This window comes from Phytoamicus setariae (genome assembly GCF_016722925.1).
GTDB lineage: Bacteria > Pseudomonadota > Alphaproteobacteria > Rhizobiales > Rhizobiaceae > Rhizobium_E > Rhizobium_E setariae.
Window position 1 is genome coordinate 102,964 of the sequence record NZ_JAEQNC010000003.1, and the last position, 15,915, is coordinate 118,878.

At 61.3% G+C, this 15,915-nt stretch carries 13 protein-coding genes; 11 read left to right on the plus strand and 2 right to left on the minus strand.

What is annotated here, in order from left to right:
* The first annotated feature begins 152 nt into the window (after positions 1-152).
* The 8 genes from JJB09_RS05760 (at position 153) to JJB09_RS05795 (ending at position 10,784) form a co-directional block, all read left to right on the plus strand.
* Entirely contained in the window at positions 153-1,799 is a 1,647-nt protein-coding gene (locus JJB09_RS05760; RefSeq protein WP_201654508.1) for an arylsulfatase, read from the plus strand.
* A 69-nt stretch (positions 1,800-1,868) separates the two neighbouring features.
* Positions 1,869-4,418: a fused MFS/spermidine synthase gene (locus JJB09_RS05765; RefSeq protein ID WP_246748597.1), complete on the plus strand. Its 2,550-nt coding sequence runs from the start codon at positions 1,869-1,871 to the stop codon at positions 4,416-4,418.
* Entirely contained in the window at positions 4,415-5,392 is a 978-nt protein-coding gene (locus tag JJB09_RS05770; RefSeq protein ID WP_201654512.1) for an AAA family ATPase, read from the plus strand. The genes JJB09_RS05765 and JJB09_RS05770 overlap by 4 nt, the downstream gene beginning before the upstream one ends.
* 10 nt (positions 5,393-5,402) lie before the next feature.
* Positions 5,403-6,374, plus strand: coding sequence for a DUF58 domain-containing protein (locus tag JJB09_RS05775; RefSeq protein WP_201654514.1), 972 nt, complete (start codon positions 5,403-5,405; stop codon positions 6,372-6,374).
* A gap of 1 nt (position 6,375) precedes the next feature.
* Positions 6,376-6,888, plus strand: a complete 513-nt coding sequence (locus JJB09_RS05780) for a DUF4381 domain-containing protein (protein WP_201654517.1) — start codon at positions 6,376-6,378, stop codon at positions 6,886-6,888.
* Positions 6,875-7,894 (plus strand): vWA domain-containing protein, encoded by a 1,020-nt coding sequence (locus JJB09_RS05785; RefSeq protein ID WP_201654520.1) that lies wholly within the window; start codon positions 6,875-6,877, stop codon positions 7,892-7,894. Before JJB09_RS05780 ends, JJB09_RS05785 begins: the two co-directional genes overlap by 14 nt.
* Complete coding sequence (locus JJB09_RS05790; RefSeq protein ID WP_201654523.1) at positions 7,891-9,456, plus strand: vWA domain-containing protein; 1,566 nt, start codon at positions 7,891-7,893, stop codon at positions 9,454-9,456. The genes JJB09_RS05785 and JJB09_RS05790 overlap by 4 nt, the downstream gene beginning before the upstream one ends.
* Positions 9,453-10,784 (plus strand): BatD family protein, encoded by a 1,332-nt coding sequence (locus tag JJB09_RS05795; protein WP_201654526.1) that lies wholly within the window; start codon positions 9,453-9,455, stop codon positions 10,782-10,784. Before JJB09_RS05790 ends, JJB09_RS05795 begins: the two co-directional genes overlap by 4 nt.
* A gap of 195 nt (positions 10,785-10,979) precedes the next feature.
* On the opposite strand, the gene JJB09_RS05800 is transcribed toward JJB09_RS05795, so the two are convergent.
* A complete protein-coding gene (locus tag JJB09_RS05800; protein WP_201654528.1) occupies positions 10,980-11,450 on the minus strand; it encodes an aminoacyl-tRNA deacylase in 471 nt (156 codons plus the stop codon).
* Positions 11,451-11,662: 212 nt separating this feature from the next.
* Between JJB09_RS05800 and JJB09_RS05805 the strand changes: the two genes are divergently transcribed.
* Both JJB09_RS05805 and JJB09_RS05810 read left to right on the plus strand, forming a co-directional pair.
* Complete coding sequence (locus JJB09_RS05805) at positions 11,663-12,325, plus strand: peroxiredoxin (RefSeq protein WP_201654530.1); 663 nt, start codon at positions 11,663-11,665, stop codon at positions 12,323-12,325.
* Positions 12,326-12,535: 210 nt separating this feature from the next.
* Positions 12,536-14,491, plus strand: a complete 1,956-nt coding sequence (locus tag JJB09_RS05810) for an elongation factor G (protein ID WP_201654531.1) — start codon at positions 12,536-12,538, stop codon at positions 14,489-14,491.
* 33 nt (positions 14,492-14,524) lie between these two features.
* On the opposite strand, the gene JJB09_RS05815 is transcribed toward JJB09_RS05810, so the two are convergent.
* Positions 14,525-15,352: a class I SAM-dependent methyltransferase gene (locus tag JJB09_RS05815; RefSeq protein WP_201654532.1), complete on the minus strand. Its 828-nt coding sequence runs from the start codon at positions 15,350-15,352 to the stop codon at positions 14,525-14,527.
* A 212-nt stretch (positions 15,353-15,564) separates the two neighbouring features.
* Here JJB09_RS05815 and JJB09_RS05820 point away from each other — a divergent pair, with 212 nt between their 5' ends.
* The gene (locus tag JJB09_RS05820; protein ID WP_201654533.1) at positions 15,565-15,870 is read left to right on the plus strand and encodes a hypothetical protein; all 306 of its coding nucleotides are present in this window, start codon (positions 15,565-15,567) and stop codon (positions 15,868-15,870) included.
* Positions 15,871-15,915 lie beyond the last annotated feature (45 nt).

Sequence of the window (15,915 nt, forward strand, 5' to 3'; positions counted from 1 at the left end):
ACCGTAACGTACTTTTCTTTTCATTTGTTCATCAGGCAGGATCGCATGTCGCACCGTTCCCGCGAGGGAGTGATCGGCGTGGAATACGCATTATTTCTACGAAACGTGCAAACGACCCAAGCTTAACGGCGAAGACAACGGGAGTTATTTGTATGCCAGAAAGACCAGGTGTTTTCCGAACTGCCGTCGAGCAGTCAATTTCATCACTCAAGAGCAAGACCCGATCCCTGCTATTTGCCGGAGTGGCGACGGCCGGCACGATTGCGCTCTCCGCTGTCGCCGGAACGGCTCCGGCCTATGCACAGGAGGCTGCCAAGCCGAACATCCTCGTCATCTTCGGCGACGACATCGGCCAGACCAATATCTCCGCCTATTCGATGGGCGTCATGGGCTATAAGACGCCCAACATCGACCGCATCGCCAAGGAAGGTATGATGTTCACGGATTACTATGCCGAGAACAGCTGCACGGCGGGCCGCTCGACGTTTATTACCGGACAGGTTTGCTTGCGGACTGGCCTTTGCAAGGTCGGCATTCCTGGCGCTACGGTCGGCCTGCAAGCACGCGATGTCACGATCGCCCAGGCACTGAAATCACTCGGTTATGCCACCGGCCAGTTCGGCAAGAACCATCTCGGTGATCGCGACGAATTCCTGCCGACCAACCATGGCTTCGACGAATTCTTCGGCAATCTCTACCACCTGAATGCTGAGGAAGAGCCGGAACGGCCTTACTACCCCAAGAATGACAAGGCTTTCGTCGAGAGCAGTTCCCCCCGCGGCGTCCTGCACAGCTTCGCCGACGGCAAGATCGAAGATACCGGCCCGCTGAACCGCAAGCGCATGGAAACAGTGGACGACGAGACGACCGAAGCGGCAATCGAGTTCATGCAGAAGCAGGCAAAGGCAGGAAAACCCTTCTTTACCTGGATGAACACGACGCGCATGCATGCTTTCACACACGTACGGCAGAGCATGCAGGGCCAGAGCGGCATGCCCGGCAACGAATATGCCGATGGCATGGTCGAACATGACGGCGATGTCGGCAAGTTGCTCAAGACTCTCGACGATCTCAAGATCGCCGACAACACGATCGTCGTCTACACCACAGACAATGGCCCCAATCAGTGGTCTTGGCCGGATGCGGCAACCACGCCATTCCGTGCAGAAAAAGACACGAACTGGGAAGGTGCCTTCCGTGTTCCCGCCATCATCCGTTGGCCGGGGCACGTCAAAGCCGGAGAGGTATCGAACCAGATGGTCTCGGGCCTCGATTGGTTTCCGACACTGGTGGCCGCTGCCGGCAATGCCGATATCAAAGATCAGTTGCACAAGGGAACGGATCTCAGTGGCAAACAGGCGAAGGTTCACCTCGACGGCTACAACCAGCTTCCCTACCTAACAGGGAAGGATCAGAAGTCCGCGCGCAACGAATTCTACTACTTCGATGACGATGGCAATTTGGTTTCCTTTCGCTACGGTGATTGGAAGGTCGTCTTTTGCGAGCAGAGGAAGCCCGGCGGCTTCGAAGTCTGGTCCAATCCGTTCACCTGCCTGCGCGCACCCAAGGTCTTCAACTTGCGCATGGACCCATATGAACGCGCCGACGTCGTCTCTGACCAATACTACGACTGGTTGGGAAAGAACGCCTATCTCATCCAGTATGGCGTCTTTAAGGTTGCTCCCTTCCTTCAGACCTTCAAGGAGTATCCGCCAAGCCAGCGCCCGGCGAGCTTCAGCGTCGACCAGATGGTTGAAGCGCTGATGAAGTCTCTCGACCAGGCGCCCGGCACCAAATAGCGGCCGCTGCTAACGAACCGGTTGGCGCCTCACGCGCCAGCCGGACCCGCATAGCCCGGAGACGACTGAATGACGATCGAGATGGACGCGACGAATGGCCAATTCCGCGGACCGGGTGCCGACAGTTCGCCCCTTTTCCGACAGACGCTGATGGCAAGCGCGATTGCCGCGCTACTGCTCCTGGGCTCCGGCTTCTCCGCCTTGGTTTTCCAGGTCGTCTGGATCAAGCAACTCTCCACCGTCGTCGGCGTTGATATCCATGCCATGTCCGCCGGCGTTTCCACCTTCATGGCAGGCCTGGCGCTCGGCGCGCTCGTTTTCGGTCCGGTCGCCGACCGGCTGCCGCGGCCCGCATTGCTTTATGCCATCCTCGAAGGTGTCGTCGCGCTCACCGGTATTGTCACCACATATCTACTGCCTCGCCTGGCCGAGCCCTTCGCACGTGTCGAAGACAAGAGCGGCCTTCTTGCCTGGATCATGGTGCTCGCCGTGATCCTGATCCCGGCCATTGCCATGGGCGGAACGCTGCCGGCCGCCGTACGCGCGGTTTCAACGAAGCGAGAATTGGTCGCATCAAAGAGCGGAACGCTCTATGCCGCCAATACGGCAGGCGCCATCGCCGGAACCCTGCTGGCGTCCTTCCTGTTCATCCCGGCCTACGGCTTGACCGGAACCGCAATCGCCGCCGGTCTCGTCAGCCTGCTGGCCGCATGCGGTGCGGTCGTCCTGGCCTATCGCATGCCCCGGCTCACATCTGCTGAAAAGCCAGACGTGGCCCGCCCGGTGGCTGCCGATGCACGGTTGGCGCTTGCGCTCTATGCCACCGCCGGCGGCGTGGCGCTCGGCTACGAAGTCATGTGGATGCAATCGATCGTGCAGTTCATGAGTACGCGCGCCTTCGCCTTTTCCGTGGTGCTCGCCACCTATCTGGCCGGCATCGCGATTGGCTCTGCCGTCGCAGCGCGCTTCATCGATCGGGTGCGTAAACCTTGGACCCTGTTCGGCGCGCTGATCGCGCTCGCCGGCCTTGTTGCGCTTGCCGAGATCGCGCTTCTCGGTCCCTGGATTGTCCGGACGCAGACATTTGCGGAATATTGGGTCGTCGCCTGGACGAGCAGCCAACTCGCCGGCATGTGCGCCCGTTTCGCGACGGCAGCGCTGGTCGTGGTTTTCGTTCCGACCCTGCTGCTCGGTGCCGCCTATCCAGCGGTGGTGAAGATTGTGGTCAGCGACGCGCAGACGGGGCGTGGCATCGGCGCGGTCAGCGCCTGGAACACGTTTGGCGGCATCGTCGGTACGCTGCTGACCGGCTTCGTACTGATCCCCACGCTGGGCTTCGTGCATACGCTCGGCCTGCTGGCCATCGTCGCGACATTGATCGGTCTTGCCGCCATCTGGCACGATGATTTCGGCCGGGGATCGGCACGGATCGCAGCCCTTGCCATGGTGATCGTTGCCGGCAGCCTCGCTTTTGCGATCCCCACGCAACGTTTCGCCGAGTTGTTGCCGGGCGCGCAGAAAGGCCGGCTCATCCATTACGAGGAGGGTCTGGGCGCTACGGTCGCCGTGGTGGAACAGGGCGGCGGAAAGCCGTTCCACCGCCTCTACATCCAGGGTGTCTCGAATACCGGTGACTCGCTTCCCTCGCTGCGCTACATGCGGCTGCAGGCATTGCTGCCGCTGATCATCAACAGCAATGAGCCGAAATCGGCACTGGTCGTCGGCCTCGGTACAGGCATAACCGCCGGCTCGCTCCTCGCTTATGACGGGCTGGAAAGGCGGGTTGCGGCGGAACTCCTGCCGGGCGTGGTGAAGGCGTCAACACAGTTCAGCGGCAATTTCGATGCCGGCGCCGACAAGCGGCTGGATATCCGGCTGCACGACGGGCGCCGCGAATTGCTGGCAAGCTCCGAGACCTACGACCTGATCACGCTGGAGCCGCCGCCGCCCTCGGCCTCGGGCGTCGCCAATCTCTACTCCACCGATTTCTACGGGCTGGCCGCGGCGAGGCTTACGCCCGGCGGCATGGTCGCCCAATGGCTGCCGCTGCCGACGCAGAATTCTGACGATACGCGCGCACTGGTGCGTAGCTTCATCGACACATTCCCACATGCGAGCCTCTGGACCACCGAGTTGCATGAAATGCTGCTGGTCGGATCGATGACACCGATGCGGCTCGACCGCGCGACGATGGAGAAACGCTTCGACCAGCCAGCGGTGAAGAAGGCGCTGACCGAGGTCGGCATAGTCTCGCTGCCTGCGCTTCTGTCGACCTGGGTGACGGATCGCGCAGGCCTCGAAAGCTATGCCGGACCCGTCGCGCCCGTGACCGACGACCGGCCGAGCATCGAATACGCGGCCTGGGTCAAGCCCAATGTCTTCACCGAGACGCTGCCGGAGCTGATGCGGCATGGACTGGAGCCGACAATCGCGGGCGTCGATGCTGCGTTCATCGAGTCCATGCAGCGTGAGCGCGCCACGCTCTATGCCTTCTACCAATCCAGCCTGAGCGCCTATCGTGGAGACCAAGACGGCTGGGAGCGCTACGGACGCACCGTCGTTCAGCAGGCGCCCGGCAATGCCTATTACAACTGGTTCTACGGCGAGGCCATGCAATGACCACACGTGACGACATCCTTGCGCTCGGCAAACGCATGGGCCAATCGATCATCGGCCAGGAGGCGATGATCGAGCGCCTTCTGCTCGGCCTGCTTGCCAACGGCCATATCCTCGTCGAGGGCCTGCCAGGTCTTGCCAAGACCCGCGCCATCAAGGCGCTGGCAAAGAACCTCGCCGCGGAACTCTCGCGTATCCAGTTCACGCCGGACCTGCTGCCGGCTGATATTACCGGCTCGGACATTTATTTCAGTGAAGGCGGCAAGGGCGAGTTCAAGTTCCAACAAGGCCCGGTCTTCGCCAATCTTATCCTCGCAGACGAGGTCAACCGCGCGCCGGCCAAGGTGCAGGCAGCATTGCTCGAGGCGATGGAAGAGCGGCAGGTGACGGTAGGCGGCAAGAGCTATCTCCTGCCCGATCTGTTCATGGTGATGGCAACGCAGAATCCGATCGAGCAGGAGGGTACCTACCCGCTTCCCGAAGCCCAACTCGACCGGTTCCTGATGCATATAGAAGTCGGCTATCCCGACGAAGCGTCGGAAGCGGCCATCATGCGGCTCGTCCGCAGCGAGGAAGAGGTTCCGGCCGAAACAGCCAAGCACAATGCTCCGATGAAACTGGACCCGGCGGCGATCTTCGACGCCCGCAAGCAAATCTCGGCAATCACGGTTTCGGAGCCGGTCGAAAAGTACATCGTGGCGCTGGTCTTCGCGACCCGCTATCCGGAAAAACTCGACAAGGATCTGGCAAAGCTGCTGCAGGTGGGCGTAAGCCCGCGCGGCGTCATCGGCACCGACAAGGTGTCGCGGGCCTATGCTTGGCTAAAAGGCCGCGACTATGTTACGCCCGACGACGTCAAGGCCGTCGTCAACGACGTCTTCCGCCACCGGCTGATCCTGTCCTACGAAGCACATGCCTCCAATACCACGCCCGACCAGGTAATCGACCGCATCGTCAGCCTCGTCGCCGTGTCGTGAGGGCGCGGCAATGGCAACTTCCCCGACAGAGCAAGGCAGACCGGACGCAGCCGAGGGCGCCTATGTATCGACCCAGCATCTCGTTTCCCTAGAACATTCCGCGCGCGACATGAGCTTCGTGGCCAAGAAGCCGGTGCAGCAGTTGCTGGCCGGGAGGTTGGCCTCGCGAATTCGTGGTCGCGGCCTGACCTTCGAGGAAGTGCGCGAGTATATGCCGGGTGACGATATCCGCTCCATCGACTGGCGGGTAACCGCGCGCACCGGCAAGGCTGCCGTTCGCGTCTATGACGAGGAAAAAGAACGGCCGGCACTGATCTTGGTCGACCAGCGCGCCAACATGTTTTTTGGGAGCAAGCTGCTGATGAAGTCGGTGTCGGCCGCCGAGGCCGCCGCACTTTGCGCCTGGCGTATCCTCGGTTCCGGCGATCGCGTCGGCGGCGTCGTCTTCAATGATACCGGCATGGAGGAGGTGCGCCCGCACCGCAGCCGGGCGGCGGTCATCGGCCTTTGTGACCGGATCGCGGGTATGAATCAGGCCCTCAACGTCAACCTGCCTGAGGAACGCGGGTTGGGCCAGCTCGACCGGGCGCTGACGCTGGTCGCCAATCTAGCGCATCACGACCATCTGATCGTCGTGATCAGCGATTTCGATGGCCATGGGCCAGCCACGCGCGACCTGATGCTGCGGCTTGCCGTTGCCAATGATGTCGTTTCGATCCTCGTCTATGACCCGTTCCTGCTGAACCTGCCGACTTCGGGCCAGATGGTGATCAGTGGCGGACGCAGTCAGGCCGAGCTGTCGTTTCGAGACAGCGGCATGCAGACCTCGATCCGCGATTTCGCTCGCAACCGGGGGCGCGAACTGATGGCCTGGCAGCGCGAACTCGGCATGCCGATGCTGCCGCTGACGGCGGCGGAGGATACTGCCCCCCAACTCCGACGCCTTCTGCAACAAGCCGCCTGGCAGCAGCGGAGACGGTGAGATGGCAACGGATGGCCTGGTCGACAGCACCACAGACGCAGCTTTGAAGTCGCTGAACGATATCGTCTTGCCGCTACCCGTCTCCTACATGCCGCAGACATGGAGCTGGGCCGCACTCGGGGCCGTGCTCGTCGCACTTGTTGCCCTCGCCAGCTGGCGATGGCTGCGTCGCTGGCGGGCGAACCGTTACCGGCGCGAGGCGCTTGCGGCGCTGGAGGCGCTCGGCCGACAAAGCATGGCGCAGACAGCCACTGACCGCTTTGGCCAGCAATTGGCCGAACTCCTGAAGCGCACGGCACTCGCGGCATGGCCGAGGGAAGAGGTGGCCAAGCTCAGCGGGGACGATTGGGCCGCGTTTCTGGCGCAGCACGCAACTTCGCCACATGACGAGGTGCTCGGCCCGCTGGTCGACGATCGTGAATACCGGCCTGCGAGCCAGCCATCGGGAGAGGAACGCGCGCGTCTGATCGACGCGGCCAGGAAGTGGATCGAGAGTCATCATGTACCAGCTTGATCTGCCCTGGCTGCTTGTTCTTCTGCCGTTGCCGCTGCTCGTCTGGTGGCTCGTCCCGCCGTACAAGGAGGAGACGGCCTCGGTGCGGCTTCCCTTCTTCCGCGAGGTCATCGAAGCCTCCGGCATCGAACCCGGCAGCGGCTCGCTGGTGCGACGACGCTCGTGGCTCCAGACGATCGTCGTCACTATCGGATGGTGTTTGCTGGTGCTGGCGCTGGCGCGGCCACAATATATCGAGCCGCCGCTCGTAAAGACCGAGCCGCAGCGCGACCTGATGCTGGCGATGGACCTATCGCAATCCATGGATACGCGGGATTTTCCCGGTCCGGATGGGCAAACAGACACACGCATTGCCGCGGTGCGCAAGGTGGTGGCCGATTTCGTCGCCAAGCGCTCTGGCGACCGCATCGGCCTGATCGCCTTCGGGGATGCTCCCTATCCGTTGGTGCCTTTCACGATGGACCATCGCACCGTCCAATCGATGATATCAGACACGGTTCCGGGTATGGCCGGCCCGCGTACCGCACTCGGGGACGCCATCGGGCTTTCAATCAAGATGTTCGAAAAATCCGCCGCGCCGGAAAAAGTACTGATCCTGCTGACCGACGGCAACGATACGGCGAGCAGGATGCCGCCGACCAAGGCCGCCGACATCGCCAAGCAGCAGGGCATCACCATCCATACCGTCGGCATCGGCGACGAGAAAGCCACAGGCGAGAACCGGCTCGATATCGGGACGCTGAAGGCCATGGCCGACAAAACCGGCGGACGCTTCTTCCTCGGCAGCGACCAGAAAGGCCTCGCAGAAATTTATGCGACGCTCGACACGATCACCCCCGCCAATCAGAAGACCCTTTCCTGGCGCCCCCGGATCGAGCTTTATCACTATCCACTCGGCGCCGCGCTCGCGCTGGCGATGCTCTTCGTCGCAGTCAGCCAGTTCGCGGCGAACATGATGGCGCGGCGGCCGACGCCGGGTCCGGCGACGATGGAGCCGGCGGCATGATCTGGGACTTTCATTTCCTCAGACCGTGGTGGCTGCTCGGTCTTGCCTTTGCCGCTTTGCTGTTGATCGCGGCATCGCGGCGCAACGACTTGCGCTCCCGTTGGAGCGACATGATCGCGCCCCGGCTGCTCGATCACCTTCTGATTTCCGGAACCCAGAACGGCCGCTTCCAGCCCTATCACCTGGCGGCACTGGTGATCGCCCTTGGCTCGCTGGCAGTTGCAGGACCTACATGGCAACGCGAACGTCCCCCTTTTGTCGCCGACAATGCGGCGCTCGTGATCGCTGTCGATCTCTCGCCCACCATGAATGCGATCGACATCACCCCGTCGCGCCTTGAGCGCGCCAAGCTCAAGATCCATGATGTCGTCGCCTTGAGAAAGGGCGCGCGCACCGCTCTCGTCGCCTATTCCGGTTCGGCCCATCTGGTGCTGCCATTGACCGAAGATGCGGCGCTCATCGATACCTATGTCGATGCGCTGCAAACCCGCATCATGCCGGACGAGGGGCGGTCGATGGCGAAAGCGCTGGCGCTCGCCGACAAAGTGCTTGCCGACGGCGCAGAACGCGGCACCGTGCTAGTTCTCACGGATGCTATCGATGACAGCGCGTTTTCGGCCGGGAGCTCAGGCGGGAAAAACGGCCTCATCGTGCTCGGCATAGCGACGCCCGAGGGCGGGCCGGTGAAGGGCCCAGATGGTGGTTTCCTCAGCGACGCCGCCGGGGCGCGTCTGTTTCCCAAGCTGGATATCGCGGCCTTCAACCGACTGAAAAGCGAAACCAATGCCGATGTTGCTACCGTCAGCACCGACGACCGCGATGTTACCTGGATCAACGACCGCATCCGTACGCATTTCGAACAGCAGATCGCCGAAGGAACCAGCCGCTGGAAAGATATGGGCTGGTGGCTCGTCGTCGTACTGGTGCCAGTCGCCGCGCTCTTCTTCCGCAAGGGTTGGGTGATCAGGTGGACCGGCGTGGTTCTCGCTGCGCATCTGGCCTTTGCCGCAGATCAGGCAAGGGCGGACGACTGGAGGCCGATCGACGCCTTCCTGACCCCGGACCAGCAGGGCCGGCGTGCTTTCGAGCAAGGTGATTTCATAGGCGCTACGTCGCTTTTCCACGATCCGATGTGGCGCGGCACCGCGTTTTACCGTGCGGGCAAATATGCCGAAGCCGTCGACGCATTCGCCCAGGCGCAGATCCCGGAAAGCGACTTCAACCAGGGCAATGCCCTGATCTTCCTCAAGAAGTACGATGAAGCGGTGGCGGCCTACACGCGCGCGTTGGCTAAGCGCAAGAACTGGCCAGCAGCGAAGGCAAACCTGGCAATCGCCGAGGCATTGGCGAAGAAGCAAAAGCAGGACGACGAGGAGCAGGCGCAGGACCCCAATGAGAAGCCCGATCAGTTCCAGTTCGACGATAAGGGCAAGAAGGGCAAGGCCGGCACGATGGAGATCGGCGAGCAGACATCCGACCTCTGGATGAAGAACATCGTCGTCAGCCCGACCGACCTTCTGGCGCGCAAGTTCGCGATCGAAGCACGGGGAGCGGCAAAATGACGATGCTGCGTCTCGCCGCTTTGCTCCTGCTGGTCTGTTTTCCGCACGTGCTTCGTGCGGCAGAACCCTTCGCGCGAGCGGAAGTGCTGACCAAGGGCAGAATCGTCGCCGGCCAACAGATCGAGATCGCAATCGACGTCTTCGCACCCAATTTCTTCAAGTCGGCGCCGGAATTCCCGCTCTTCGAACTCAAGGATGCGATCGTCACGCTTCCCGACCAGCGCGCGTTGAACATGGTCGATACTGTCGATGGGGTGGAGTATTCCGGCATACGCAAGAGCTATATGGTGATGGCCGAGCGGCCGGGTAGCTTTGCCCTGCCGGTAATCAAGATCCCGGTGGCCTACGCGACCGACGCGGGAGGCGCAGCCAACGGCACCGCGATGGTTCCTTCCGTCGCATTCGCGGCCGATGGGGTGCCCGGCGACTGGGGTGGACAGGCGCCGCTGGTCGCGACCAAAGTTTTAATCAGCCAGGAACTAGACCGCGATCCGGCGACCCTGAAAGTCGGCGACGCGCTGGTGCGCCGGGTCAGCGTGCTGGCCGATGACACCCAGCCGATGATGATCCCTGTGCCGAATTTTGCCGCGCCCGCCGGCACCAAGGTCTACCGCACCGATCCGGAACTCGGCCAGCGGGGCTCCGCGGGTGACGATCCCGATGCCGCGCGACGGACCGAAACCGTCACCTATGTCGCGGAGAAAGCCGGTACGATCACGTTGCCGCCCGTCGAGATCAGGTGGTTCGACTCCGTGTCCGGCAGAATCGAAACCGCCAGTGCGCCCGACATCAAGATCACGGTGAAGGAGAACCCGGCCCCGGCGCAGGTCATCCCCGCAGGCTCGGCGCCGCAGGCCGATCTTGAAGTCACCCGACGCGGCGTCAACCATCTGCTCTTCCAAACGTTGCTGCTGGGACTTGCCGCGCTGATCCTGTTTGCCTTGGCCTATCTCCTACTGGGCAAGCTGTCCGAGCGGTGGGAGGAAATGAAACGCCGCAAGGCCGAGTCCGAACCGGCCTATTTCCATAAGGTCAATGCTGCGCTTTCCGGCAACGAACCGCTTGCCGCCTGGCGTGCACTCGATGCCTGGGCGAAAAGGCTCGGCTTCCGGTCGATTTCGGATTGGGCAATGAGCCTGGGACAGGGTGAACTCGACCGGGCACTAAACCACTTCCAGCGAACTCTTTACGGGGCCGATGAACGTGATGAACAGCAAAACGCCATGGCGGAACTGAACCGCTGCCTTCTCGATGCGCGTCGCATCTCACTTTCTGGGAAGTCGCGTGCTGCGCCAGCCAGGCACACCTTACCGCCGCTCAATCCATGAGCGCCAAAGGGGCGTAACGGGCAATGTTACCGTTACGTACTTGTTTTTACGGCTACGAAAATATCCGCAACACAAGGAGAACCACGGTGATGTTTCTTGGTAGCCGTTCCACTCGAAAGGCAAAACTTGACGGACTTCGGGCGCTCCATTCCCTTTGCTAAAACATCAGGAAACTCAACTGGCGCATAAAACCCGTTATGACGGGTGGCTGATGCGGGCGACTTGGGCATCCTTCATCAGGTTGCGAAAGTTGGAGCCGGTGACGTGCACCAGCGTCTTGTGATCGCCGCCTTCGAAATAGACCTCGCTGGCGCCGTTGAGGCTTTCGTCGAGGATGACAGGCACGTCATAGGCCGGTCCGAGCGGGGGCACGGCGCCGATATCGCAATCTGCAAAAAGCGTACTGACTTCCTCCTCTGATGCAAGCCCAAGCCGCTTCTTGACCACATCCTGCAATGTCGAGAGCTCTATACGATGTGTGCTTGGAACGACGGCAAGCACGTAGCCCATTTCATGGTGCACGACCACGGATTTCGCCAGACGGTTTCCCGGCACGCGCGCCGCCTGCGCAGACTGGCTGCTGTTGGACGTACGGTGGTGAGCGACGGTGTCATACGCAACGCCCGCGCCCTCTATATAGTCCCGGAGTTTCTTTGCGATCGTCATCTCAGGCACCTCATTTCTCGAGTGGCGGCATGTGACGAGATCATTTTCCTCCGATCGCCAGCGAAGTCAACGCAGAATGGATCACGGACGGATCGCAGCTCATCAGCCAGGTAACCAGCCGCGCATTGTCATTTGCCTTAAATTGCAAAGACGACGATAATCACACTGCAAAAAGCTTCAACCCACGACACTATCAGTGCGGAGGAAATGCGATGGCACTTGCACTCAACGACATAGCCCCGGATTTCGAAGCGGAAACAACCGAAGGGAAAATCAGGTTTCACGAATGGGTCGGCGATTCCTGGGCAGTTCTTTTCTCGCATCCCAAGGATTTTACGCCGGTATGCACCACCGAACTGGGCTACATGGCCAGGATCAAGCCCGAATTCGACAAGCGTGGCGTCAAGATCATCGGCCTGTCGGTCGACCCGCTCGACCGCCATTCCGGCTGGGCCGGCGACATTGAGGAAACCCAGGGCTTTGCACCGAATTTCCCCATGATTGCTGACGGCGACTTCAACGTCTCAAAACTGTATGGGATGTTGCCGGCGGCGGTCTCTGGCGATCCAACCCAGCGCACCCCGGCCGACAACCAGACCGTTCGCAACGTCTTCGTCGTCGGCCCCGACAAAAAGGTCAAGCTGATCCTCATCTATCCCATGACCACCGGCCGCAATTTCGATGAGGTGCTGCGGGTGATCGATTCTCTACAGCTGACCGCCAAGCACAGGGTTGCGACTCCAGTAAATTGGAAGCACGGCGATGACGTCATCATCGCAGGTTCGGTGAGCGACGAGGAAGCAAAGAAGCTCTACCCGCAAGGATGGAGCGCGCCAAAACCCTATATCAGGATCGTTCCACAGCCATCGAATTAGTGGCGCATACACCAATCGCATTCAACGCCCGACAATACTGCTGGCAAGCCAGTATCATTTGGCGGTGGCTTTGCATGTACGCGTGCACGGCGTGACGACGCGCGAACATCCGCATCCTCTAAAAAAGCCATTGCATCTTGCGCACTATCGCGCTCTGATTACGGCGAGGACGTTGAGACTTGCGATCGTGGCAGTTGGAGGAATTAGCCGATGCGCTGCTTTGCCGTACTTGGACCGTCACAGACGGGAAAGACTACGCTTGTCGAAAAATTGGGATCGCTGGAGGGCGTCCCGCGAAAATCCGCCTCTCCCTACAAGCTGAACCTTCTCGAATTCGAATTTCTTGCCGAAACCTGGTGCGCACTGGATGCTCCCGGTTCAATCGAAGCGCTGGTCCACGCACAGCATGCACTTCTCGCCAGCGACATCTGCGTATTGTGCGTTTCTGCGGCCCCCGACGAAGCAGTGCTCGCCGCGCCCTATCTGCGGGTGATCGAGGCGTCTGGAACGCCCTGCATCATTTTCATCAACCGGATCGACGAGCCAAGGGGCAAGCTGCGGGAAGTCATCGCGGCGCTGCAGGACTATTCCAGCCACGCGCTGGTGCTTCGACAGGTCCCCATCCGTGAAGGTGAACAGATCGTCGGTAGCGTCGACCTCATTTCGGAGCGCGCCTGGCGATACCGCGAGGGCCAGACTTCGTCGCTGATCGCCATACCCGACAACGTGCTCGAGCGCGAACACGAGGCCCGAACCGAACTTCTCGATCATCTTTCCGAATACGACGACTGGCTGTTGGAGGAACTGGTCGAAGATCGCGAGCCCGACAGTGCGGCGCTCTATGCCGTGTCATCGAGAATACTCAAGCAAAACAGGATAACGCCGGTCTTCATCGGCGCCGCCAGCCACAACAACGGCGTCAACAGGCTGATGAAGGCGATCCGACACGAAGCCCCGCCCGCCGATGCGCTGCGTAATCGTCTTGCGACCGCCTGTGGTGCCGCCGAAGCATCGATAATCGCCGTCACTTTTCATGCCTACCACCGACCGAATGTCGGCAAGGCCATCTATGCGCGCGCGCTCGGCAACGGCATCAAACAGGGTTCGACCCTGGGTGATGCCGGCCTGGGCGCCCTGCAGGATGCGATCACCGGCAAACCGCTGGCCAATGGCGGACCGTCGCTTGGGGCAATCTTTGCCACGGTCAAGTCCGACCGCCTTGCCGTCCCGGCCATCCTGTCGCAAACCGCAGCCCTCGATCCGCCGGACTGGACATCCCCGCCAACACCGATGCTCCAGAGAATACTGGTGCCAACCAGCGAGCGCGACGAGAACAAGCTTTCAGCCACGCTGGCCAAGCTCGCCGAGACGGATCGCGGCGTGACGATCAGGCAGGAGGAGAGCACCGGGGCGCATCTCGTCAGCGTCCAAGGCCCCTTGCACCTCAGGGAACTCAGCCGGGCCCTTTCGGAAGTCTTCCACGTTGAGGTAACCGATCAACCCCCGCACCCGGTTTATCGGGAAACGGCATCGAAACCCGCGGAGGTCCATTACCGGCATCGCAAGCAGACGGGCGGCGCAGGCCAGTTCGCCGATGTGAAACTCAACCTCCACCCCAATGAACGGGGCGGCGGCTTCAGCTTCGCCGAGATCGTCAAGGGTGGCGCCGTACCGCGAAATTTCATACCCGCTGTCGAAGCCGGCGCGCGCGAAGCGATGGAGAAAGGTCCTCTGGGATTTGGCGTGATCGATGTCGGGGTGGTGCTGACCGATGGCCAGCACCATTCGGTCGACAGTTCAGAATTCGCCTTTCGGGCGGCCGGCAAGATGGGCGTCAAGCAGGCGCTCTCCCAGGCCGCACCGGTGCTGATGCAGCCCATCGCGCGCGTCGACATCCAGATACCCTCGATCTACACGGGCGGCCTGGTGCAGATTGTCTCGGCGCTCAAGGGCCAGGTGCTCGGTTTCGATCGCGATGAAACGACGAAGGGATGGGACACATTCCGGGCATTGCTCCCCGGAAGCGCACTCGAAGAACTCGCCCGGGCGCTGCGCTCGGCGACACAAGGGATCGGCCACTTTTCCAGTGTATTCGATCACTACGAGGAAATGTACGGCAAGGAGGCCGATGCCATCATCACCACGCACGGTGCGCATGCGGGCTGACGCAGCCCTGCGGGGTCCTTTGCGTGAGCGTGTTCAGACCGCGCGGCAGATCATCTCGATCGGTGCGATCACACCCGTCTGCAACGCGGTCGTGACGTTACGAAGCCGCTCGCCAGCCGTCGGTCCCATGATGACCTGGGGGCCGAGCGGCGGGGCGCCATCACGTTCGGCGTTTTCGCGCATCTCTTTGCCCAGCCGGATTGCCAGCTCGCTCAGGTCGCGTTCCGTTTCAATGGACAGATGTGCATCGGCAAGCTGCCTGCGATAGACCTCCGGCCGCTCGACAAAACTGGTCAGCCGCGACGACGCCCAGGGCACTGGAAAGGTAATCTCGCCATTGCCGACATGCATGATGTCGTAGACGCCGAACCGAGCTCCGGGTTTCAGAACCCGGCGGACTTCCGCAAACACGCCGGCCTTGTCTGATATGTTCATGCCGACATGAATCATCATTGCCCCATCGAAGGTAGCATCCGGAAATGGCAGCGCGTGGGCGCTCGCCTGCCGGAAGGTAGCGCGATTGGCAAGTCCACAGCGGTGCGTCAGCGCGTTGGCAACTTCGACGAATTCATCCGTCAGATCGATGCCGGTAACCCGGCAGCCGCGTTCCGTCACCAGATATCGGGCAGGCCCGCCGAGCCCGGATCCGACATCGAGGACATGGGCATCGTGGGCAAATGAAAGATCGCCTGCGAGCTCGATGGTGGCCCCACGCCAACCCAGGTGAAACTCGTCGCCGCCGGCCAGATCGGATGGCGTCAGGTGATCGACATCCTTGCCACTGCCGCGCAGCGCGTCAAGTATGGCATTCTCCAGCGATCCATGTGTGTAATGGTGGGCGACGGCTTCTTCGACGGACATGGCAACCTCCCTGGTAGCAGCAAGCGGATCTGCTGCATTAGGCCCGCGCGCAATGTTTTCGGAGCCTGAAGCAATAATGTGCTCGCCGCACTTCATACAGTCAAGGCACGCAGCGACGCCATAACGCGCCGGCCAGAATTATGAGCGACGGCTTTGACAGCCGTGGCCGGAATGCTATTGAAGCGCTTCAAACAACGTAAGGAAATACGACCATGATCGAACCAATCGGCATTCTGTTGCTCGACGTCGGCAATGACGAGGATGTCGGCATCCTGCTCGGCGACGAGCACGACGATGTCGAATTCCGCTTCATCATGCTGGTTGGCAGCCAGACCGGGGAAACGCTTCGCTTTCAGCCGAGCGACAACATGACGGTCGAGGAATTCTTCGAAGCACTCGACGAGCCGGGCAATGCCAGCGAGCCGGAAATTCTCAAGTTCCTCAAGGTCCAGCGCAGCGCTGCCGTGCTCGTCGCGTTCGATGGCGAACCACGCACCTTCGACCTCGACGACCTCTGATCATTCCTTGTGATCCATATCTGTCCGCCACCGCGATCCCTTTGC

What these genes read in the sequence shown, in the direction of transcription:
- JJB09_RS05760 (WP_201654508.1), top strand. Translation starts at nt 153, where the DNA reads ATGCCAGAAAGACCAGGTGTTTTCCGAACTGCCGTCGAGCAGTCAATT.
- JJB09_RS05765 (WP_246748597.1), top strand. Translation starts at nt 1,869, where the DNA reads ATGACGATCGAGATGGACGCGACGAATGGCCAATTCCGCGGACCGGGT.
- JJB09_RS05770 (WP_201654512.1), top strand. Translation starts at nt 4,415, where the DNA reads ATGACCACACGTGACGACATCCTTGCGCTCGGCAAACGCATGGGCCAA.
- JJB09_RS05775 (WP_201654514.1), top strand. Translation starts at nt 5,403, where the DNA reads ATGGCAACTTCCCCGACAGAGCAAGGCAGACCGGACGCAGCCGAGGGC.
- JJB09_RS05780 (WP_201654517.1), top strand. Translation starts at nt 6,376, where the DNA reads ATGGCAACGGATGGCCTGGTCGACAGCACCACAGACGCAGCTTTGAAG.
- JJB09_RS05785 (WP_201654520.1), top strand. Translation starts at nt 6,875, where the DNA reads ATGTACCAGCTTGATCTGCCCTGGCTGCTTGTTCTTCTGCCGTTGCCG.
- JJB09_RS05790 (WP_201654523.1), top strand. Translation starts at nt 7,891, where the DNA reads ATGATCTGGGACTTTCATTTCCTCAGACCGTGGTGGCTGCTCGGTCTT.
- JJB09_RS05795 (WP_201654526.1), top strand. Translation starts at nt 9,453, where the DNA reads ATGACGATGCTGCGTCTCGCCGCTTTGCTCCTGCTGGTCTGTTTTCCG.
- JJB09_RS05800 (WP_201654528.1), bottom strand. Translation starts at nt 11,450, where the DNA reads ATGACGATCGCAAAGAAACTCCGGGACTATATAGAGGGCGCGGGCGTT.
- JJB09_RS05805 (WP_201654530.1), top strand. Translation starts at nt 11,663, where the DNA reads ATGGCACTTGCACTCAACGACATAGCCCCGGATTTCGAAGCGGAAACA.
- JJB09_RS05810 (WP_201654531.1), top strand. Translation starts at nt 12,536, where the DNA reads ATGCGCTGCTTTGCCGTACTTGGACCGTCACAGACGGGAAAGACTACG.
- JJB09_RS05815 (WP_201654532.1), bottom strand. Translation starts at nt 15,352, where the DNA reads ATGTCCGTCGAAGAAGCCGTCGCCCACCATTACACACATGGATCGCTG.
- JJB09_RS05820 (WP_201654533.1), top strand. Translation starts at nt 15,565, where the DNA reads ATGATCGAACCAATCGGCATTCTGTTGCTCGACGTCGGCAATGACGAG.